At 53.0% G+C, this 19906-nt stretch carries 21 protein-coding genes; 9 read left to right on the top strand and 12 right to left on the bottom strand.

The genetic code is table 11. The features are described from left to right. The 3 genes from JYB63_RS11630 to JYB63_RS11620 form a co-directional block, all read right to left on the bottom strand. Entirely contained in the window at positions 1 to 1464 is a 1464-nt protein-coding gene (locus tag JYB63_RS11630) for an NAD-dependent succinate-semialdehyde dehydrogenase (protein WP_205658020.1), read from the bottom strand. A gap of 105 nt (positions 1465 to 1569) precedes the next feature. Beyond that, the gene (locus JYB63_RS11625) at positions 1570 to 1950 is read right to left on the bottom strand and encodes a carboxymuconolactone decarboxylase family protein (RefSeq protein ID WP_205658019.1); all 381 of its coding nucleotides are present in this window, start codon (positions 1948 to 1950) and stop codon (positions 1570 to 1572) included. Positions 1951 to 1961: 11 nt separating this feature from the next. Further along, a complete protein-coding gene (locus JYB63_RS11620; RefSeq protein ID WP_205658018.1) occupies positions 1962 to 2609 on the bottom strand; it encodes a GntR family transcriptional regulator in 648 nt (215 codons plus the stop codon). 263 nt (positions 2610 to 2872) lie between these two features. On the opposite strand from JYB63_RS11620, the gene JYB63_RS11615 reads away from it, so the two are divergent. The 6 genes from JYB63_RS11615 (at position 2873) to JYB63_RS11590 (ending at position 9485) form a co-directional block, all read left to right on the top strand. After that, a complete protein-coding gene (locus JYB63_RS11615) occupies positions 2873 to 3472 on the top strand; it encodes an amino acid synthesis family protein (RefSeq protein WP_205658017.1) in 600 nt (199 codons plus the stop codon). After that, entirely contained in the window at positions 3444 to 4277 is an 834-nt protein-coding gene (locus JYB63_RS11610; protein WP_205658016.1) for an alpha/beta fold hydrolase, read from the top strand. The genes JYB63_RS11615 and JYB63_RS11610 overlap by 29 nt, the downstream gene beginning before the upstream one ends. After that, positions 4270 to 5178: a flavin reductase family protein gene (locus tag JYB63_RS11605; protein ID WP_205658015.1), complete on the top strand. Its 909-nt coding sequence runs from the start codon at positions 4270 to 4272 to the stop codon at positions 5176 to 5178. Before JYB63_RS11610 ends, JYB63_RS11605 begins: the two co-directional genes overlap by 8 nt. Before the next feature lie 14 nt (positions 5179 to 5192). Continuing rightward, a complete protein-coding gene (locus JYB63_RS11600) occupies positions 5193 to 6227 on the top strand; it encodes an LLM class flavin-dependent oxidoreductase (RefSeq protein ID WP_205658014.1) in 1035 nt (344 codons plus the stop codon). Positions 6228 to 6241: 14 nt separating this feature from the next. Further along, positions 6242 to 7726, top strand: coding sequence for an aldehyde dehydrogenase (locus tag JYB63_RS11595; protein ID WP_205658013.1), 1485 nt, complete (start codon positions 6242 to 6244; stop codon positions 7724 to 7726). Positions 7727 to 7823: 97 nt separating this feature from the next. After that, positions 7824 to 9485: a BCCT family transporter gene (locus JYB63_RS11590; RefSeq protein ID WP_205658012.1), complete on the top strand. Its 1662-nt coding sequence runs from the start codon at positions 7824 to 7826 to the stop codon at positions 9483 to 9485. 63 nt (positions 9486 to 9548) lie between these two features. On the opposite strand, the gene JYB63_RS11585 is transcribed toward JYB63_RS11590, so the two are convergent. Together JYB63_RS11585 and JYB63_RS11580 are read right to left on the bottom strand one after the other, a co-directional pair. Continuing rightward, positions 9549 to 10724: a mandelate racemase/muconate lactonizing enzyme family protein gene (locus tag JYB63_RS11585; RefSeq protein WP_205658011.1), complete on the bottom strand. Its 1176-nt coding sequence runs from the start codon at positions 10722 to 10724 to the stop codon at positions 9549 to 9551. A gap of 86 nt (positions 10725 to 10810) precedes the next feature. Further along, positions 10811 to 11578, bottom strand: a complete 768-nt coding sequence (locus JYB63_RS11580; protein ID WP_205658010.1) for a class II aldolase/adducin family protein — start codon at positions 11576 to 11578, stop codon at positions 10811 to 10813. A 226-nt stretch (positions 11579 to 11804) separates the two neighbouring features. Between JYB63_RS11580 and JYB63_RS11575 the strand changes: the two genes are divergently transcribed. Together JYB63_RS11575 and JYB63_RS11570 are read left to right on the top strand one after the other, a co-directional pair. Further along, on the top strand, positions 11805 to 13157 hold the full coding sequence (locus tag JYB63_RS11575; RefSeq protein ID WP_205658009.1) for a class II 3-deoxy-7-phosphoheptulonate synthase: 1353 nt from the start codon (positions 11805 to 11807) through the stop codon (positions 13155 to 13157). Continuing rightward, positions 13157 to 13495 (top strand): YqcC family protein, encoded by a 339-nt coding sequence (locus tag JYB63_RS11570; protein ID WP_205658008.1) that lies wholly within the window; start codon positions 13157 to 13159, stop codon positions 13493 to 13495. The genes JYB63_RS11575 and JYB63_RS11570 overlap by 1 nt, the downstream gene beginning before the upstream one ends. 27 nt (positions 13496 to 13522) lie before the next feature. Here JYB63_RS11570 and JYB63_RS11565 read toward each other — a convergent pair whose 3' ends face one another. From JYB63_RS11565 to JYB63_RS11550, 4 genes are read right to left on the bottom strand one after another with little or no spacing between them, the layout of a single operon-like run. After that, positions 13523 to 13921 (bottom strand): CBS domain-containing protein, encoded by a 399-nt coding sequence (locus JYB63_RS11565; RefSeq protein ID WP_205658007.1) that lies wholly within the window; start codon positions 13919 to 13921, stop codon positions 13523 to 13525. Beyond that, entirely contained in the window at positions 13918 to 14268 is a 351-nt protein-coding gene (locus JYB63_RS11560) for a P-II family nitrogen regulator (protein WP_205658006.1), read from the bottom strand. The genes JYB63_RS11565 and JYB63_RS11560 overlap by 4 nt, the downstream gene beginning before the upstream one ends. A 17-nt stretch (positions 14269 to 14285) precedes the next feature. Beyond that, positions 14286 to 15071 carry a DUF1538 domain-containing protein gene (locus tag JYB63_RS11555; RefSeq protein WP_205658005.1) on the bottom strand — a complete coding sequence of 262 codons (786 nt, stop codon included), beginning with the start codon at positions 15069 to 15071 and terminating at the stop codon, positions 14286 to 14288. Continuing rightward, entirely contained in the window at positions 15071 to 15772 is a 702-nt protein-coding gene (locus JYB63_RS11550; RefSeq protein ID WP_205658379.1) for a DUF1538 domain-containing protein, read from the bottom strand. Before JYB63_RS11550 ends, JYB63_RS11555 begins: the two co-directional genes overlap by 1 nt. A 430-nt stretch (positions 15773 to 16202) precedes the next feature. On the opposite strand from JYB63_RS11550, the gene JYB63_RS11545 reads away from it, so the two are divergent. Beyond that, entirely contained in the window at positions 16203 to 17267 is a 1065-nt protein-coding gene (locus tag JYB63_RS11545) for a DUF3549 family protein (RefSeq protein WP_205658004.1), read from the top strand. Positions 17268 to 17341: 74 nt separating this feature from the next. On the opposite strand, the gene JYB63_RS11540 is transcribed toward JYB63_RS11545, so the two are convergent. The 3 genes from JYB63_RS11540 to JYB63_RS11530 all read right to left on the bottom strand — a co-directional run bounded on the left by JYB63_RS11540 (position 17342) and on the right by JYB63_RS11530 (position 19833). After that, positions 17342 to 18154, bottom strand: a complete 813-nt coding sequence (locus tag JYB63_RS11540; RefSeq protein ID WP_243431944.1) for a replication protein P — start codon at positions 18152 to 18154, stop codon at positions 17342 to 17344. Positions 18155 to 18183: 29 nt separating this feature from the next. Further along, positions 18184 to 19236, bottom strand: a complete 1053-nt coding sequence (locus tag JYB63_RS23350) for a DnaT-like ssDNA-binding domain-containing protein (protein ID WP_243431943.1) — start codon at positions 19234 to 19236, stop codon at positions 18184 to 18186. 186 nt (positions 19237 to 19422) lie between these two features. Further along, a complete protein-coding gene (locus JYB63_RS11530; RefSeq protein WP_315980670.1) occupies positions 19423 to 19833 on the bottom strand; it encodes a CBS domain-containing protein in 411 nt (136 codons plus the stop codon). Between the last annotated feature and the right edge of the window lie 73 nt (positions 19834 to 19906).

Genomic DNA, 19906 nt, shown 5'->3' with positions numbered 1-19906 from the left:
TCAGATACCGCCCATGCAGATGTATTTGGTTTCCAGATAGTCATCCAGACCATACTTGGAACCTTCGCGGCCCTGACCGGACTCTTTTACGCCACCAAACGGAATCATCTCAGAGCTGATCGCCACTTCGTTGACGCCGACCATGCCGTATTCCAGTGCTTCGGATACCCGCCACGTCCGGGACATATTTTCGGTGAACATATACGCCGCCAGACCAAACTCGGTATCGTTGGCCATTTGCACCGCTTCAGCCTCATCGCTGAAACGGAAAATCGGTGCAACCGGACCAAAGATCTCTTCCTTTGAAACCCGCATATCGTTGCTCAGATTCGCCAGAACAGTCGGCTGGTAGAAATTCTGCCCCTGGGCATCAATCTGACCACCGATGGTCACCGCGGCACCTTTGGTAACTGCGTCGTCCACCAGATCCTGCACTTTTGCAGATGCTTTTTCCGTGATCAGCGGGCCAATGTGGGTCCCTTCAGCAAAGCCATCGCCCAGCACAAATTCACTGACCTTCGCGGTGAACTTTTCAACAAAGGCATCGTATACACTGTCTTCAACCAGAATCCGGTTAGCACAGATACAGGTTTGGCCGGCATTACGGAACTTAGTGCCAATGGCACCGGCAACCGCTTTATCCAGATCAGCATCGGCAAATACCAGCACCGGCGCGTTACCGCCCAGCTCCATTGAAGTACGTTTAACGGTGGTGGCACACAGGGCCATCAGTTGCTTACCCACTGGGGTTGAACCGGTGAAGCTGAATTTCTTCACGAGCGGGTTACCGGTCAGCTGTTCACCGATAGCCGGTGCATTGATGCCGGTTACCACGTTAAACAGACCGGCAGGTAAACCGGCACGCCCGGCCAGTTCAGCCAGTGCCAGTGCCGACAGCGGCGTCTCTGCTGCCGGCTTAAGGACTACAGAACAACCTACCGCCAGTGCCGGTGCCGCTTTACGGGTGATCATCGCATTCGGGAAATTCCATGGCGTAACCGCTGCAACCACACCGATTGGCTGTTTGATTACCACAGAACGGCGGTCTGCGGTGCTGTTCGGGATCACATCACCGTAAACCCGCTTACCTTCTTCCGCGAACCACTCCACGTAAGACGCGCCGTATGCCACTTCACCACGGGATTCCGCCAGAATCTTGCCCTGTTCAGCGGTCATGATAATGGCCAGATCTTCCTGATTTTCCAGCATCAGGTCATGCCACTTACGCAGTACAGCAGAACGCTCTTTAGCGGTTTTCTGACGCCAGCTTTGCATCGCTGTTTCAGCTGCTTCAATCGCGCGGTTGGTTTCAGCCGCGCCCAGATCAGCAACCTGAGCAATCACCTCGCCGGTGGAAGGATTCGTGACAGCAAAGGTATTGCCGTTATCAGCATCCAGCCATTCACCGTTCACATAAGCCTGGGTTTTCAGCAAACCCGCATCTTTCAGTTGTAAAGTAGTCATAACACTTCTCGCAGACAATAGAATACCTGCCAGCAGGGCCGGCATTCAGAACAGAAATACAGTTTAGTTACAGATTAAGGGCACAGGTACCCGGAGACAGGCTGCTCAGAGCAGACCCTGCTCCTCAAGTACCTGGCGGGCAATGCGGAAACATTCCACACCCTGAGGTACGCCACAATAAATAGAAATGGCGTGAATACTGGCGCGGATTTCAGCAACGCTGACGCCATTATTGATCGCACCGCGTAAATGCAATTCCCATTCGTGCATCTTTCCCAGTGCGGCGATCATGGTGAGGTTCATCAGAGAACGGGTCTTGGCATCCAGGGTATCGTCCCCCCAGCCAAAGCCCCAGCACCATTCAGTCATGGCTTCCTGAAACGGACGGTTAAAGTCATCAGCTTTCGCCAGATTATTTTCGACATAGGCGTCACCTAAAGTCGCTTTGCGACGCTCTAAACCTAACTCAAACAGTGCTTTATCCATCACTTAACCTCTCAGATTAATTGGTATGCCAGCTGCGCCGCTCCCTCCAGATGACTGGCACAGAGTTCGGCTGCACGGCCGGCATCCTGCTGCTCTATCGCATCAACGATATTGCGTAAATTTTCCGGCCCCTGGGTACGACGCTCTCCCTGGCTCAGGGTTAAAGCACGCAACCGGGAAATCCGGGCATTCAACTGTTCCACCAGATCCCAGGAAACGGTTTTGCCACCGGTGGTAAAAATCACCTCATAAAATTCGCAGGTAACCTTCAGCGCCTGTAACACATCCTGCCGCTCCAGTGAGTACGTGATTTCCTCACATAAACGGCGCAGCTGACTGACGGTATCTGCCGTTGCCTGTTTTGCACAGCTGGCAACGGCGGCACACTCCAGCATGCTGCGGATCTGATAGATCTCTTCAACTTCGTCGCGCCCAATGGTCGCGACCACATAACCGGCATTGGGAATACCTACCACCAGCCGCTCACTCTCCAGATGGCGGATACATTCACGTACCACCGTCCGGCTGACCCCCATGCTTTCACACAGGGCCCGTTCCACCAGGCGTTCGCCCGGCTTCAGTAAGTCAGCGGTAATCGCATCACGCAGCGACTCCAGGGCGTTTTCTTTCAGGGTCTTAGGTCTGTCTACCTTAAGCATGTATTGGTGATTCCATGTACTTCATGTCGGCGCAGCAGAATAACTGTCCGCCTTGTTAAGTTCAGGGTACCAAGGTTACTACCAAAGGAAGTTTAGCCCAATCAATTTTCCCTGTGGCCTCTTTTAAATGCAGTCATAGCAACTGATTCGCCAGAGATTCCGGTTAAAAAACCAGCAAACCGTGTTCATTTTTAGTTTGCATGCCGGAATATTATATGATTGTATACCATAATACAAACATGAAACTGACAATGAGATCTGCCATGACACCTGAAATTCGCAAAGTGGTTTGCTACGAAGAAGAAACCCTGATCGAAGGTTTTAAAGCCTGTGATACCCCGGTAAAGATGTTCGCCGCTGCGGCTGTTATTAAGAATCCCTGGGCAGGACGTTTTGTTGAAAACCTGCGTCCGGAGATTCTGGCCTTTGGCCCGGTACTGGGTGAATTGCTGACAAATAAAGTCTGTGCAATGGCCGGCGGTGCGGAAAACATCGAAGCATTCGGTAAAGCAGCAGTCGTCGGTATGAACGGTGAAGTCGAGCATGCATCCGCGCTGATCCACACCCTGCACTTCGGCAACATTTTCCGTGAAGCGGTTGAAGCCAAATCATTCCTGTCATTCACCAACACCCGCGGTCCGGCAAATACGCCTATTATGGTACCGATGATGGATAAGAATGACGGCGGCCGCCGCTCACACTATCTGACACTTCAGTTCAACATCCCTGATGCGCCGGGTGCCGATGAAGTCGTCATCGTACTGGGTGGATCTACCGGTGGCCGACCACACCACCGCATCGGTGACCGTTATCAGGAACTGAAGGAGTTGGGCCATGACATTGAAAACCCTGCAGCGGTCTGAATCCGCTAACGGGCTGGCATTTCACCGCAGTGGCAGCGGCGAACCCGTTGTGCTGATCCATGGCGTCGGCCTGCGGGCCGAAGCCTGGTTTCAGCAGTTACCGGTACTGACCCGTGATCACGAAGTGTTTGCGCTGGATATGCCCGGCCACGGTGACAGTGCCCTGCTAAACGGGACGGCCCCCAGCCTGAGTGCCTATGTGGATCATATTGCCGGCTGGCTGGAAGCAAACCTTTCCGGCCCGGCGATGATTCTGGGTCATTCCATGGGGGCAATGATCGCGGTGCAGCTGGCTGCCCGCTATCCAACCCTGTGTAAAGGCGTCGTCGCACTGAATGCGGTTTACCGGCGTTCCGATGCCGCCCGCGAAGCTGTACAGAACCGTGCCCGGCAAATGTGGGAGCACCCTGAACAGGACCGTGTTTCCGCACCGATTCAGCGCTGGTTTGACCTGGCCGGTGATGCACACGAAGTGGCCATGGCAAACCTCTGTGCCGACTGGCTGGAAGCCGCCCCTGCGGAAGGCTATGCCACCGCATACACCATCTTCAGTGAAGAAGATGGTCCCAGCGATGCCGAACTGGACAGCCTGGCCGTACCGGCCTGGTTCATTACCGGTGACGGCGACCAGAACTCATCGCCGGAAATGTCCCGGCAGATGGCGGCACGCTGCCGATTTGGCCACGCTGAAGTTATTGAAAACTCGCGGCATATGCTGCAACTCACCCATCCCGATGCAATTAATGCGCTGCTGGAGCAATTTATTTCCTCCTGTAAACAGCCATCAGGAGTCCATCATGAGTAATTTTGATCCCCGCGAATTACGCAACGCTTTCGGATCCTTCATGACCGGTGTAACCGTGGTTACTGCGGTCAGCGAATCCGGTGAAAAAGTCGGTTTTACCGCCAACTCATTTACCTCGGTATCGGTTGAACCGTCACTGTTACTGGTGTGCCCGGGTAAGAACCTGTCCAGCTTTGAGATCTTCAACAGCTGTAAGCACTTTGCCATCAACATTCTGGCAGAAGATCAGCAACAGATTTCCAATACCTTTGCCAGCTCAAAGGGCGATCGCTTCGCTGATATCGACTGGCATGCTGATGAGCATGGCAGCCCGCTGATCGACAACGCCGTCGCGCACTTCAGCTGCAGTACTTTTAACCGCATTGATGCCGGCGATCACATTATCCTGATCGGCGAGATCAGCGCCTTTACCTCCAACGATAAGCTGGGTCTGGGCTATGCCAAGGGTGGCTACTTCAGCCTGGGCATGGAACACCGCGCGGAACAGCTGAGTAAGCATCAGGGCAGCATTGTCGGCGCCATCGTTGAGTACGAAGATACTGTTCTGCTTAGCCGCACCAGCCAAGGCTATACCCTGCCACAGGTCGCCGCTGATGTGCAGAAAGGCTCGGTTGAGTCAGTCCGCGAGTACCTGCAGGCCAATGGTCTGAACTGTGAACTGGGTGCGGTTTACTCCATTTACGAGAACCTTGAAGCCGGTCAGAACACCTGCTTCTACCGCGCCAGCAGCGAACAGGCTGACAAAACCCGTCTGGGTGAATACATCGAAGTCAGCAAACTGGCGGAGCTGGATTATGTATCTGCAGACATCGCCAGTGTCATGACCCGCTATGCTGATGAGAAGCAGCACGGCGTATTCCGGCTCTACGTCGGCGATCAGCAACACGGCAACATTCACTAGCAAGGAGCCACAGGATGAAATTTTCACTTTTCTCCCATATGGAACGCACTGACGAAAGTCAGTCCCAGCAGCAACTGTATGATGAGTTTCTGTCGTTATGTGAAATGGCGGATCAGGGTGGCATGACCACTATCTGGACCGGCGAGCACCATGGCATGAACTTTACCATTGCGCCGAACCCGTTCCTGAATCTGATTGACCTTGCTCACCGTACCAAGAACGTCCGGCTGGGCACCGGTACTGTGGTTGCGCCGTTCTGGAATCCGATTAAGCTGGCCGGTGAAGCCGCCATGACAGATATTCTCACAGAAGGCCGTCTGGAACTGGGCATTGCCCGTGGCGCTTACTCGTTCGAATACGAGCGTATGGTCGACGGCGGCATTGACGCCTGGGCCGCCGGCGAACGCTTACGGGAAATCATTCCTGCGGTTCGCGGCCTGTGGGCCGGCGACTACAGCCATGAAGGCAAGCACTATAACTTCCCGAAGACCACGTCGGCACCAAAACCAACAACCGAACAGGGACCACCGGTCTGGGTAGCAGCACGGGACATTAACAGCCACGAGTTCGCGGTTGAAAATGACTGCAACGTTCAGGTCACCCCGCTGTGGCAAGGCCTGGAAGAAGTTGAAAGCCTGATGGAGAAGTTTAAGTCTGCCTGTGCAACCTACGACAAGCGTCCGAAGATCATGATTCTGCAGCACGCTTACATTGGTAAAACAGAAGACGAACTGGCCCGTGCCGCAGCGAAACTCAACGAGTTTTACTGCTACTTCGGTGCCTGGTTCAAGAACGAACGGCCAATTAATCAGGGGCTGATTCAGCAACTGACCCCGGAAGATATTGCCGCTCACCCGTTCTACTCAGCAGAACAGATCCGTAAAGACCTGATGATCGGTACCTCCCAGCAGGTTATCGACCGGCTTAAGCACTATGAAGATCTGGGCTACGATGAGTTCTCATACTGGTCCGACTCCGGCATGACCCGGGAAGAAAAAGAAACCTCCCTGGCCCGCTTCATCGATGAAGTTATGCCGGCGTTTAACTGATTAAGGAGTCTTACATGACGAACCAACCTCACTACCAACTGTTCATTGACGGCCAGTGGCGCGAAGGCTCCGACGCTCAGGTTATGCACAGTACTAACCCGGCAACCGGTGAGCACTGGGCAAGCTTTGCCTGCGCCTCCCCTGCCGACGTGGATGCAACAGTAAAAGCCGCCCGCCGTAACCTTAACGAAGGGCCATGGTCTGAACTGAATGCCACCGCCCGCGGTGCCCTGCTGTATAAACTGGCAGACCTGATTGAAGCCAACGCTGAAAAAATCGGCGCGGTTGAAACCACCGACAGCGGTAAGCTGGCGAAAGAAACCGTTATGCAGACCGGTTACGTGGCTAACTACTACCGCTATTACGCGGGTCTGGCGGATAAAGTTGAAGGCAATACCCTGCCAATCGACAAGCCGGATATGCACGTATACACCACGCCGGAACCGATCGGTGTAGTTGCAGCAGTCGTACCGTGGAACGCTCAGATGTTCCTTACTGCCACCAAGCTTGGTCCAGCGCTGGCTGCCGGCTGCACGGTCATTCTGAAAGCCTCTGAACTGGCCCCTGCGCCAATGTTCGAACTGGCGAAGCTGATTAAAGAAGCGGGCTTCCCGGACGGCGTGGTATCCGTCATCACCGGTGATGCGCAGAACTGTGCCATTCCGCTGACATCCCATCCGGATATCGACCGTCTGGCATTTACCGGCGGCCCGGAAACAGCCAAGCACGTGATCCGTAATACTGCAGAAAATTTTGCGGTTACGTCACTGGAACTGGGCGGCAAGTCTCCAATCATCGTCTTTGAAGATGCCGATCTGGAAAGTGCCGCTAACGGTCTGATCGCCGGTAACTTCGGTGCTTCCGGTCAGTCTTGTGTTGCCGGTTCCCGTGCCTTTATTCAGCGCTCGGTATACGACGAAGTGGTTGCCAAAGTAGCTGAAAAAGCCGGCCATATCGTTATCGGTAACCCGTTGGAAGATGCTACTCATATTGGCCCGCTGTGCACCATGGCTCAGATCGAGAACATTGAACGTACGCTGGCTAAATCTGTTGAACAGGGTGCAACCATCCGTTTCGGCGGTGAGCGTGCAGCCGACTGCGGTTCCCAGCACTATTTCAAGCCAACCATGGTTGAATGCCCGAATACTGACATTGCTACGCTGACCACTGAAATGTTCGGTCCGGTGATGTCTGTGGTGGTATTCGATACCGAAGAAGAAGCTATCGCCATGGCCAATGACAGCATTTACGGCCTTGGCTCCGGCATTTTCACCCAGAACCTGGCGCGGGCGCACCGGGTATCAAGCAAGATTCAGTCCGGCATTTGCTGGGTGAATACCTATCGCGCCATTTCCCCGATTGCCCCGTTCGGTGGCATCAATCAGTCGGGCTATGGCCGTGAAGCAGGTATCCAGGGAATTTTTGACTACATCCGTACCAAAACTACCTGGATCAACATTTCAAGCGAACCCATGAGTAATCCTTTTGTGATGCGCTAGGTAAGCTGAACGAAGCCGCACCGGCCGGTGCGGCATATCCACAAACCCACGAATCTTCCTCCTGCAATTTTGCCGGGGGCAGTAGGTTTTCGCACTTATGAAAATAAAAAACGCAATAACTGACCTTAACATCCCCACTTCTGAAGGGGGTTTCTATGCTGGTTTCAACCAGTTTGTCACCCTGGGCGCCAAGATTCTGGTTGTCCTGCTGGTAATCTGGGCGGCCATGGATCCGGAAGGTGCCGGCAGTCTGCTCAGCTCTCTGCAGAGCTGGTCTTTCGCTAACCTGGGCGCCTGGTATATCTACGTCATGGGCTTCTTTGTCGTTGCCTGTCTGTTCCTGGCAATTATGCCGGGCATCGGTAATGCCAAACTGGGCAAGGCGGATGAAAAACCGGAATTTTCTTACTTTTCCTGGGTTTCTATGATGTTCGGTGCCGGTATCGGTATCGGCATGATGACCTTCGCCACCGCAGAACCTCTGTACCACTTTGCCAATAACCCGGATACCATTCTGGGCCAGGCAACCGCAAACAGTGCCGACAATGTCGTGCCGTCTATGAAGTGGGCATTCTTCCACTGGGGCCTGAGTGCCTGGGGCTGCTACGCCATCATCGGTGTCAGCCTGGCATTCTTCAGCTATAACCGCGGCCTGCCGCTGACCATCCGTTCAGCGCTGACGCCGCTGTTCGGCCGGGCACTGGAAGGTACTCTGGGTCACCTGGTCGATATCGCTGCGGTACTGGCTACCGTACTGGGTGTTGCGGTTACCGTTGGTTTCGGTGTCAGCCAGTATGCCTCAGGCATCTACGAAGTTTTCGGCTTCGAGTGGCTGATCAATGCTGACAAATCTCCGTCTACGGCGGGTATGCTGTTCGCCCTGATGATTGTCATGGTGCTGTCAATCGTGTCTGCCCTGTCCGGTGTCGGTAAAGGCATTAAGTGGCTGTCGAACCTCAACATGGGTCTGTCCGGCGCATTGTTACTGTTCTTCCTGATCTTCGGCGCAACAGCGTTTGCACTGGATGCTCTGTTCAACGGCATGCTGGAGTATCTGGCATTTGTACCACAGCAACTGTTTAACTACTGGGCACCGGGTGATACTGATCCGGCCAAGAGCCTGTACTCCTGGCAGTCTGGCTGGTGGACCGTGTTCATCTGGGCATGGTGGATTGCCTTTGCTCCTTTCGTCGGCCTGTTCCTGGCCCGGATTTCCAAAGGCCGTACTGTCCGTGAATTCATCCTGGGTGCGATGATTGTGCCGACACTGGTATCTTTCATCTGGTTCGCTTTCCTGGGCGGTACTGCGATTGATCTGGAGCTGAATGGTGCCGCTGCCGGTGCAATCAGCGGTGCAGGTCAGGAAGCACAGCTGTTCATGACCCTGAAACTGATGGTTTCTGAGTCAGTTTATCCGATCATGACCTTGCTGGTTCTGGTACTGCTGACCACCTTCCTGGTGACCTCTGCAGACTCTGCAATTCTGTGTGTAAACACCATTAACTCTGTTGGCGTGATTCCTAACAAAGGTAAGACTCACATCATTATCTGGGGCGCGATGTTTACTGCCGTTATTGCCGTACTCATGGTTGCCGGCGGTCTGGGGGCAATTAAGTCCGCCATGATTGTCGCTGCGGTACCGTTCTCAGTCATTATGGCGTTAATGGCTGCATCACTGATCAAAGCACTGATCCGTGACCACCTGCGGGCAAAAGTCGCTAAGGCTGAAGCAACCGGTTCTTCAGAACCGACAATCTGACACTGGATAGTGGCAATTATAAAAAAACCGGGGCATGCCCCGGTTTTTTGTTTTCAGATCAGCTTATTTGATCTCGATCCGCGGTGAACGCATCACCACTTCATCATTCAGCTCGATACCGATACCCGGCGCTTCTGATACCTCAAAGAAACCGTTCACTGGCTGCGGATCCTGAATACACAGTTCGCGGTTCCATGACTTGATCGCATAAGTATGATGCTCATGAATCAGGAAGTTCGGAATGGCCGTTTCCAGATGCAGTGATGCCGCTGTTGCCACCGGGCCACCGCATACGTGCGCCTGAATCCGCACATCAAAGATATCGGCGTAATCACATACTTTCTTGGTTTCAGTAAAACCGCCGCACAGACCGATATCCGGCTGCAGCACGTCTACGCTCTGGTCTTCCAGATACGGACGAACCTGCCAGCGGTTGTACAGACGCTCACCGCCGGCAATTGGCACAGCCACTTTATCTGCAACCTTGGCATGCAGTGAATGGTTCAGGTAGTTCACCGGCTCTTCGTAATACATGCAGCCGAATTCTTCAGCAATTTCACCCAGTTGGATAGCAGTAGTCGCACCCGGCAGTGAGTGGCATTCGAAGATGATATCCACTTCATCGCCCACGGCATTGCGGATCGCTTCCATACGGGCACGGTAAAGTTTCATCTCCGCCTTGGAGATAATCTTAGTGCGCTCGTAGTAAGTGTTGCCGTCCTTATCGTACATGATCGGATCGACCTTCACGGCATCGTAGCCTTCGGCCATCGCCTTCAGAGCAGCTTCCGCATACTGCTCTGGCTGTGACAGGGCTTTAAACTCACTGTCCCAGTCAAACTGTAACTGAGATGCATAGGTGCGCAGTTTGTCATTCACCTTACCGCCCAGCAGCTGGTATACTGGCAGGCCAAGTGCCTTACCCTTGATGTCCCACAGGGCAGTGTCAATTGCACTCATTGCCGCGTAAACAACCGGTCCGCCACCCAGGCCCCAGAAGGACTCACGCAGCATCCGTGACCAGAGTTTTTCTGTCTGGAACGGATCGTGGCCAATCAGGAATGCCTCGGCCATTTCCTTAATCATATGCGCCGCAGCACTGTGGCCAAGGTCATAGGCCAGCCCCGCTTCACCCACACCGTTAATTCCTTCATCCGTATGAATACGGACAAACACCGGATTCCATGGCGGACGTTCAGGGCAGTGAATATCGAATACTTCAACCGAAGTAACTTTCATATGTATCTCCGTATTTCTTAATGCTGCGTTGAATACATACACAGCTTTTATAATCTAAAACAGCACAGACATTTAAACGTGGGGTTTTATTCCATGAAGCCCGGATCAAGCTTATAGGCTTTGCGCAGCATCGCCGGCCAGATCTTCTGGCCACCGGTGGTACCGGTATTAACAATTTTCGCCTGCTTATAAATATTATCCAGTATCGGTTGCGGTACTTTCACCGCCTCCTGGCCACTGGCCTGCAACATCAGCTGAATTTCACAGGCACGCTGCAGATCAAACATACGCATAAAGGCGTCACCCACCGTCGGGCCAAGGGTCAGGCCACCGTGGTTCACCAGCAGCATGTGGTTGGTATCCCCAAGATCCTTCTGCAAACGAGCTTTCTCATCTTCATTCACCGCCAGACCTTCGTAACCGTGATACGACAGTGATGACAGGGAGAACATAGAATACTGGCTGTACGGCAGCAAACCTTCTTTCTGCGTCGCAACAGCAATGGTTGCCGGCGTGTGCAGATGCATAACACAATGGGCATCTTCACGGACCGCATGCACAGCACTGTGAATGGTGAAGCCGGCCGGATTAATCTCGTAAGGCGTGTCGTCCAGAATATTTCCTTCCAGATCAACTTTAACCAGATTGGAGGCCGTCACTTCATCAAACGCCAGACCAAACGCATTCACCAGATACTGATCTGTTCCCGCCAGACGGGCAGAAAGGTGCGTATATATAATGTCGTCCCAGCCCAGATCAGCCACCAAACGATAGCAGGCCGCCAGGTCCACCCGTAACTGCCACTCTTCTTCTGAGACTTTTCCTTTCAAACTGATTTTCGGTAAATCGAACACAGCAGGGCTCCACAACTTAAAACAAATTAAGCAGGGATTTTACGTGATAAGCGCCCGTCTAACCATGCTGTAAATCAGTTCTGCGTGTTACACCGGAGAAACCGGTCCTAATATCAGTTGCGAACGCAAATAAATCCCCACAGGCCCCTTACTTGTTAGCCTCAGGACAGCTACACTATGGATCCTTAGCGTTATTCATATACTTATGGCCATATCGAGTTAAACAATGCAAAACTGGACCCCTGATAGCTGGCAATCCATGCCTATTCTGCAACAGCCGGAATACCAGGATACTGCCGCACTGAAACGTGTAGAACAGAAACTGGCCGAACTTCCACCACTGGTATTTGCCGGTGAAGTTCGATCCTTACATCAGCAACTGGCGGAAGTTTCTGCCGGTCGTGCTTTTCTGCTGCAGGGCGGCGACTGTGCCGAAAGTTTTGCCGAGTTTAATGCCACCAACATCCGCGATACGTTTCAGGCGATGATGCAAATGGCCGTGGTGATGACCTTCGCCGGTAGCTGCCCGGTGGTTAAGGTTGCCCGCATTGCCGGACAGTACGCAAAACCCCGCTCCGCCGGTACCGAAACCATCGACGGTGTAGAGCTGCCGAGCTACCGCGGCGATATCATCAACGATATTGAATTCACCGCGGAAGCCCGTACGCCGGACCCGGAGCGTCTGATCCACGCCTATAATCAGGCAACATCAACCCTTAACCTGCTGCGTGCTTTTGCTCAGGGCGGTTTTGCCGACCTGCATAAAGTTCACCAGTGGAACCGTGGTTTCGTCGCCAAGAGCCCGCAGGGTGAAAAGTATCAGCACCTGGCGAAACAGATTGATGATGCGCTGGCCTTCATGGAAGCCTGTGGCATCCGCAGCACTAACGTGCCGCAACTGAAAGAAACCCAGCTGTTTACTTCCCACGAAGCCCTGCTGCTGAACTACGAACAGGCCCTGACCCGTCGCGACAGCATCACTGAGCACTGGTACAACTGTTCTGCACACATGCTGTGGATCGGTGACCGTACCCGTCAGCTGGACGGTGCTCATGTTGAATTCCTGCGCGGTGTTGAAAACCCGATCGGTATGAAAGTCGGCCCGACCATGAAGCCGGACGAGCTGATTGAAATCATCGATACCCTGAACCCGCAGAACCTGCCGGGCCGCCTGACTCTGATCAGCCGGATGGGGGCCGATAACATTACCGAAATGCTGCCACCACTGGTTCGCAAGGTGAAGGAAGAAGGCCGCAACGTGGTGTGGAGCTCTGACCCGATGCACGGCAACACCATCAAGGCCAGCAGCGGTTACAAGACCCGCAGCGTTGAGAGCATTCTGAAGGAAATGAAAGGCTTCTTTGAAGTACACCGTGCTGAAGGTACCTATGCCGGCGGTGTTCACTTTGAAATGACCGGTCAGAACGTTACTGAGTGTATCGGTGGTGCTTACCAGATCACAGAAGAAGGTCTGGGCGACCGCTACCACACCCACTGTGATCCGCGTCTGAATGCTGACCAGGCACTGGAACTGGCGTTCCTGATTGCCGATACACTGAAACAGGCCCGTGGCCGTTAATGTCACAGCACTTATCCAGGCATAAGCAACTGGCTGCAGTTCTGAGCGATATCCGCACAGAACTGCAGCACCTCAACCGCTGGCAAAGCCAGCCTCCTTCCGCAGAAGCGCTGGCCAGCCAGCAACCTTTTGCAGTAGATACCCTGAGTTTCTTTGAGTGGACGCAGTGGATAATGCTGCCACGCTTTGAGGCACTGATTGAGCAGCAAGCCCCGTTACCGGGAAACTGCAATATCGCCCCGATGACAGAAACCGTCGTTCAACAGGAAGGCATTGACGGCGAACAGCTGATTGCACTGTTTCACCGTCTGGACCAGACTCTCAATGGTACCCACTGAGAGCCTGATTTATCTCAACTCAATCGCTCAGTCGGCAATGCCAGCCAGAACAATCTCGTTGTAACTGACCACCCCTTTTACTTCACCGCCGGCAATCACCGGGGCAATCGACAGGCCAAAGTTATCGAACAACCGGGCGCTGTAACGAATGTCCATTTCAGGCTCTACCCCGATCACCGGCTTGGTCATAATTTCGTAAATGTTCACCCGCTCCGGGGCACGGTCTTTTGCCAGTACCTGCTTGGCAATATCCGACAACAGTAAAATACCGTACTCGTCATCGTCATTACGTTTATCAACCAGCAACGCTGCCACATTACGCTGCTTATAGATGGCAATCGCTTCCTTAACTGTCATCAGGCCATCCACAATCGCATAGTCCTGAACCATGACATCCTTAACACGTACCAGCTTACGCTCGCTCATAACTCTTCCTCAACCACATTAGTCAGGGTTTCAATCTGGTGGGCAACCCCCACCGCATCTTCCACATCCAGCTGAATCGCAATACCCTTCCCCGGTGCACTTTCAAAACCGGCCACCTCGGAAATGGTCTCCAGAATTTTACGGCTCAGATGTTCTTCCACTATAAACAGCAGCACATCCCGCTGGGTTTCCAGGTTAAGACCGAAGAACGTCTTGGTCTTATTAACCCCTTCACCGCGGGCATTATTGATCACCGTGGCACCGGTTGCGCCGGCATCACGGGCGGCCTTCATAACCTGATCGGTTTGTGCATCCTCAACGAAAACCACCAGCAATTTAAAATGCATAAATCCTTCCTATCCTTTTATTCTGCCTGTTGCTGACGCGCACTTCGGGCCGCCAGCCAACCGGTAATCTGGGCATAACCCATAACTGTTATCATCGGAAACAGACTGGCAAATGCGATCAGGCCAAAGCCGTCAATTAACGGACTGCGCCCCGGCACAGTACTGGCCAGCCCCAGCCCCAGTGCAGCCACCAGCGGTACGGTTACGGTGGAGGTGGTTACCCCGCCAGAATCATAGGCCAGCGGTACAATCAGCTTAGGCGCAAAGAAGGTCTGAATGACTACAAAAATGTAACCGGTGATGATGAACCAGTGAATCGGATACCCGGTGACGATACGCCAGGTGCCCAGACTGATACCCACAGCAACCCCTAGCGCCACCGCCAGACGCAGCCCCCAGATACCGATTGCCCCGCCTGATACTTCATTAGCCTTAATAGCAACAGCAATGAGCGAAGGCTCCGCAATCGTCGTGCTGGCACCAATGGCAAAAGCGAAAATATAAACCCAATAGTAATCTTCCCAAGTCAGACTGCCGGCAACCGCCTCTCCGCCACTGAGGAACAGAGGATCAGTCAGCTGCTCTGCCATCAGCCGCCCTATTGGGAACAGAGCTTTCTCCAGCCCCAGCAGGAACAGCGCCAACCCAACAATCACATAAGCAAACCCGAACAGAACCCGCTTCAGATTAGGAATTGGCCGGCGAATAACGAAAATCTGAAAACCAAAAATGATTGCCGCAATCGGTATGACATCCTTGATCGTCGTAAACAGAATACTGAACAGTTGTTCTAACAGCTCCATCAGATCACCATCCCGTATGCCATTACAAAAATCATCGGTGTCAGTGACGCAAAGGCGATCAGACCAAAGCCGTCAATCATCGGATTACGGCCTTCAATCGACGAAGCCAGCCCCACACCCAGTGCAGTCACCAGTGGTACTGTTATAGTCGAAGTCGTTACCCCCCCGGAATCATAGGCAATACCGATGATCTCCCGCGGCGCAAACGCCGTCATAATCACCACCAGCACATAGCCCATGGCGATCATATAGTGAATTGGCCAGCCTTTGAGAATGCGCAGAACCCCTAACACAATGGCCAGACCCACCGAAAATGCCACGGTATACCGCAAACCAGATGCGTAGCTGGCCATGGCTTCATCACTGGCCAGGATCATGCCTCCTTCTGCGGCCACCTTGGCCGCTTCAGCAGAAACAGCAATCAGTGCCGGTTCCGCCACCGTAGTACCAAACCCCAGCGCAAACGCAAAGGTAAGCAACCAGAATACGCTGCCCTTACGTGCGAACGCATTAGCCAGGGTCTCCCCAATGGGAAACAGCCCCATCTCCAGCCCGTAGATAAAAAATGTTAAACCGGCAACCACACACAGCAGCCCAGTCATCACCCCAACAAAGTCCGGTAACGGTTGTTGCAATACAGCGATCTGAAAAAATCCGATAACCAATACAATTGGTAACAGATCCCTCAGACTGCCCAGCATCGACCGCCCCAACGCAAGAAAAGCGCTATTCAAATTTACGCCGCTCCCTCTGATTAATAGTTGTTATCCGTTAAATATATTGTACGTAACTGCCTCTCTGCACTCAGTATCAGCTGAGGTGTTTTCCAGCCATTTATTGCGTTTAATCAACTGATGAGCAATTTCCCCTGACCAGACAACTGCGCCCCGGAATACAGAGCTGCATATTACGCCCTATAACCTGCCAAAGTGTGCTTAAAACCTTTATAAATCAATACGTATACGACTAAAGCCTAATACTGATACCCTACCGGAATTACACATTTCGTCGCAGCATTCCGCAGGGGTTTCCGCACAGCTGTATATCCCTCCCAGACCTGATAAAATAGCCCTCCTTCTTGGCACTAGCCATGTATGCAGATCACCTACAACACCGGAATCATTCTGCCCCATGCGACGTTTTGAAACCCTGACCGATTTTATCCGCCAGACCGATGGCCAGTTTCGTATCTTTGATATGGGCCGTCGGGTCAGCAAACTCTCTGCAGACACCTTTCAGAAAGTTGAAAACGGACACATTCCTTATCCCCTGCCATTCTTACATCAAGCGTGGATCGGTGTGCTGCTATGGAACCCAAAACAGCAGGATCAGAACGTTGTCTGGTTTTTAAAGCTGCCGCTGGATGAACAGGGTTATCTGGTTCAGGCCGCCCGGGACGACTTTCTGGCCCGCCTGCTGGAAAACCTGATGAACAATCAGGGGGTGATGGATGCATCTGAAAACACTGAAGGCTTCCGGGATGCTCTCAAAGACAACCCGTTCTCATTCAAACCTGAACAGGAAAAGATGGCCGCCTTTCATGCGAAAGCAACCCTGAAAACCCGCCAGCCAGCCTCTTCGTACTACGAACATGCACAGGCCTATTTCACCGGTCAGGCAGACCCGGAAAAATGGGATGGGCTGGGATTTCAGGGCATTGCAGACTTCGTCGTCCGTCTGGATCAGGGAGATAACGCAGCAGCCCTGACGAAACAACTGACAACCTTACCTGCCACACCGCTGGAAGCAATCAGCAGTCTGCTGGAACATGCTGAGCCAGATGCCGCCCTGACCACCGCGATCAGCCAGCGCCTGCATACCGCTCTTAATGATCAGGAAAGCAGCCCTAATCTCATCGGTGCACTGGTACGAGGATTGTCTAACAGCAAAGACGAAGCCACCAAGGTTAAGATTCTCACAGAAGTGGTGAACAGCCCGGTCGCGAAAGATCCGGAAGTCATCGCTGCTGTTGCCAGCCGCTGCTGGATGACCTTACAGCATCCGGAACTGTTAACGCCTTTCCTGGAAACACTGGCAGTCAACAACGCCGGTCAGGCCTGCTTCAACCGGGTCATGGCCGACCTGATGTTTATTCCCACCCTGCGTGCCCTTTCCCTGCAAGCCTTCCGCTCTGAACCCCGCAGCGAAGCCCTGGTGAAAGCCATCGGTGGCCTGTTTGGTGAGTCGTTTAAGTAAGATTTATCCGGAAAGACTAAAAACACGCCATCACCTCTGATGGCGTACCTTCATAACAATTTGTCAGAATCTGATTACTGATAATTATCCGGCAGTTGCAGGTTCAGGCCCCACTGCCGGGCACGGTCTTCACTGATTTTCTTGAACCGCTGACGAATGGCACTGCCTGCCGGTTTAGTCATATAAAACAGTAAGGTTGTCGCCTGCTCAGGCGTGATGCCCTGTGCTTCGCCCCAGCTTTTAATAAAGGCAAAGAGGGTATTATCCGACTTGTTTTCCAGTGCCACGGGCACCGCTTCATCCAGCTGTTCACCGGCACGGACCCGGCGGCAGATAATCTGATAATTGTAATCAAACTCCGGAAACATCCGGGCTTCATCTTCGCTGCGTAAACGGAACCATTCGGTTGCTTTCCCGGCATGGTACACCGCCGGATGGCTCCACTGCCGCTGACTTGGACGGTCTGCAAAACGGCAGGCTTCGTAATAGGCCTGACGGGAAGGCGGTAGCCCATAATCGCCGCCCATGTCATGCAGGATGGCTAAAAACTCAGAGACAGTCGGCATCCAGGCCAGAGTTTCTTTACAGCGGTCAATGGCCCGCACCAGCTCCGCTTCGGAATAATACTGCAGGCTCAGTGCCCATTCCCGTTTGGCAATGCGGATTTCATCCTGGGTTTCAAAACAGCTTTTGAACTTATGCCCATAGATCGCCATAAACCGGGCGAATATCATATTCACCATGGTTTTGGTTTCGGTGGTAATGGTCGCGGTTTCCGGACGTGACTGAGCATCCTCTTTAACCGGACGCCGGTCATGGTAAGGATCAACCCGCTGTGGCGGTAATTCACCCTGTCGGGTGGAAAGAATCTGTCCGGGAGTCTTCAATCTGTTTACCTCTTCAGGTCACTGACCAATTACCAGTCAGTGTCCTTAATATCCATAATAGCAGCCGTCACCCGCTGACGTTTCTGACGTGCATCCGGCCGGCCCTGCTGTACGCCGCCGGATGAATCATCCTGCTTATATCGCTGTTCACGGGCTTCACGTGTTTGCTTCTGTACCCATTCACGTTTTACCCAGGCAAGAAACTTCTGATCCCAGTTGGTCTCTTTACGGTCTTTATCAAGCCAGTAAAGGACAAACTCGTCAATCAGTTGCTCAGCAAAATCCGCCGGAATGCTGTGCCGGGGTAACGTATCAAATAAGATCTGTGACGGCCGCCAGCCAAGAAAAATAGAATGCAGTTTTTTATTCTTCTGTTCCAGTTCATCCAACTGGGTGGCAAACAGATTACCAGCACCCGGTTGAGGACGGCTTTTTGACCAACCAATGCTGCCGCCAAAGGTTGGCGCAGGTCCGCGATTCTGCGGCTGAACTTCCTGATGCTGACGCAGCTGACGCAGATCATCCCGGCTGGGGGGCTGTTCCATCACCGGTAACTTTTGTACCGTCACGGGCGGTGCTGATGGTGTTGCGTAATACGGATCGTCTGCAAACTGCGGCATATATTCAGCATCTGCCTGCTGATAGAGCACCGGCGGCTCTTCTTCTGCAACCGGTTCAGCTATCGGTTCCGAGACCGGCTCACGAACATCCAGTACCGGTACAACCGGTTCTTCACGAGCTTCTGTCAGAGGTTCAACAATGGGTAATTCCTCACAAACAGAATCCGGCAGCTGAGGTAACAGCGTCAGAGTAATTCGTGCGTCGCCTGAGGTTGCCTGAATGTACCCGTGGTTCACAAGGCTGCGAGTTACATTTGCCAATCGGGTTTCATTCCAGAAATCTGCCAGCCGTAACCAATCATTTCTGTCGAGACATAAACTCAGATTGCCGTGACTGTCCTGCTCTCCGCGGGCTTCAAGCCGATCTGCGTAGATAGCGTACAGCAAGGCTTCGTCAGTACCGATCTGACGTGCCAGTGAGGGATAAAACAGAACTGGTTTTTCCGGTAAGCGGAAGCCCATATCAACATTCAACCTGAATCAAAACTTTGCTTTTCTGCGGACTGCAGATCCTTTCCGGCATATCACCGTCAGCCGCATGGTTTATGTGCCATGCAGATAACTGCCATACCGGTTACCCAGCATCCCCTAAAATTATGCTGCGTCTGACCGGCACCGCTGCGGCGCCGGCCGGCTTATTATTCGCGCTCAGCCGTCGCGGGCAAAACGCTCAACAGCTTTCAGTACATCTCTGCGACTGATCTGGCCAATCAGTTTACCATCTTTCACCACCGGAAGCCGCCTGCAGTGAAGATTTATAATCTTTTCTGCGACATGCACAATGTCGGCATCATAACTGATGGTATGCACTTCTGTCGTCATGCATTCAGCGACCTTGCCGCCCATTTCCTCTTCATGATAGGTGAGCGTTAAAATGGCTTTAAGGCAATCCTGTTCTGACAACATCCCCACCAGTTGACCATCATCGTCCACTACCGGCGCACCACTTATTTTGTGCTCCAGCAGCATACCGATTGCATAGAAAAGATCATCATTGAGGCGAAAGGTAACCAGCTTTGTTGCCATGTAGTCGCTGGCCTGTACGGATCTCAGCATCATACACCTCCAATCCAGAACCCGTTAAAAGCAGGAATCTGCTCCCGGAAACCTGCACTTCTGACTTGTTCGCCGG

The organism is Aliamphritea spongicola (genome assembly GCF_017051665.1).
Taxonomy (GTDB): domain Bacteria; phylum Pseudomonadota; class Gammaproteobacteria; order Pseudomonadales; family Balneatricaceae; genus Amphritea; species Amphritea spongicola.
Note: the sequence above shows the minus strand (reverse complement) of the source record. Positions and strands in the feature narration are given on the sequence as shown.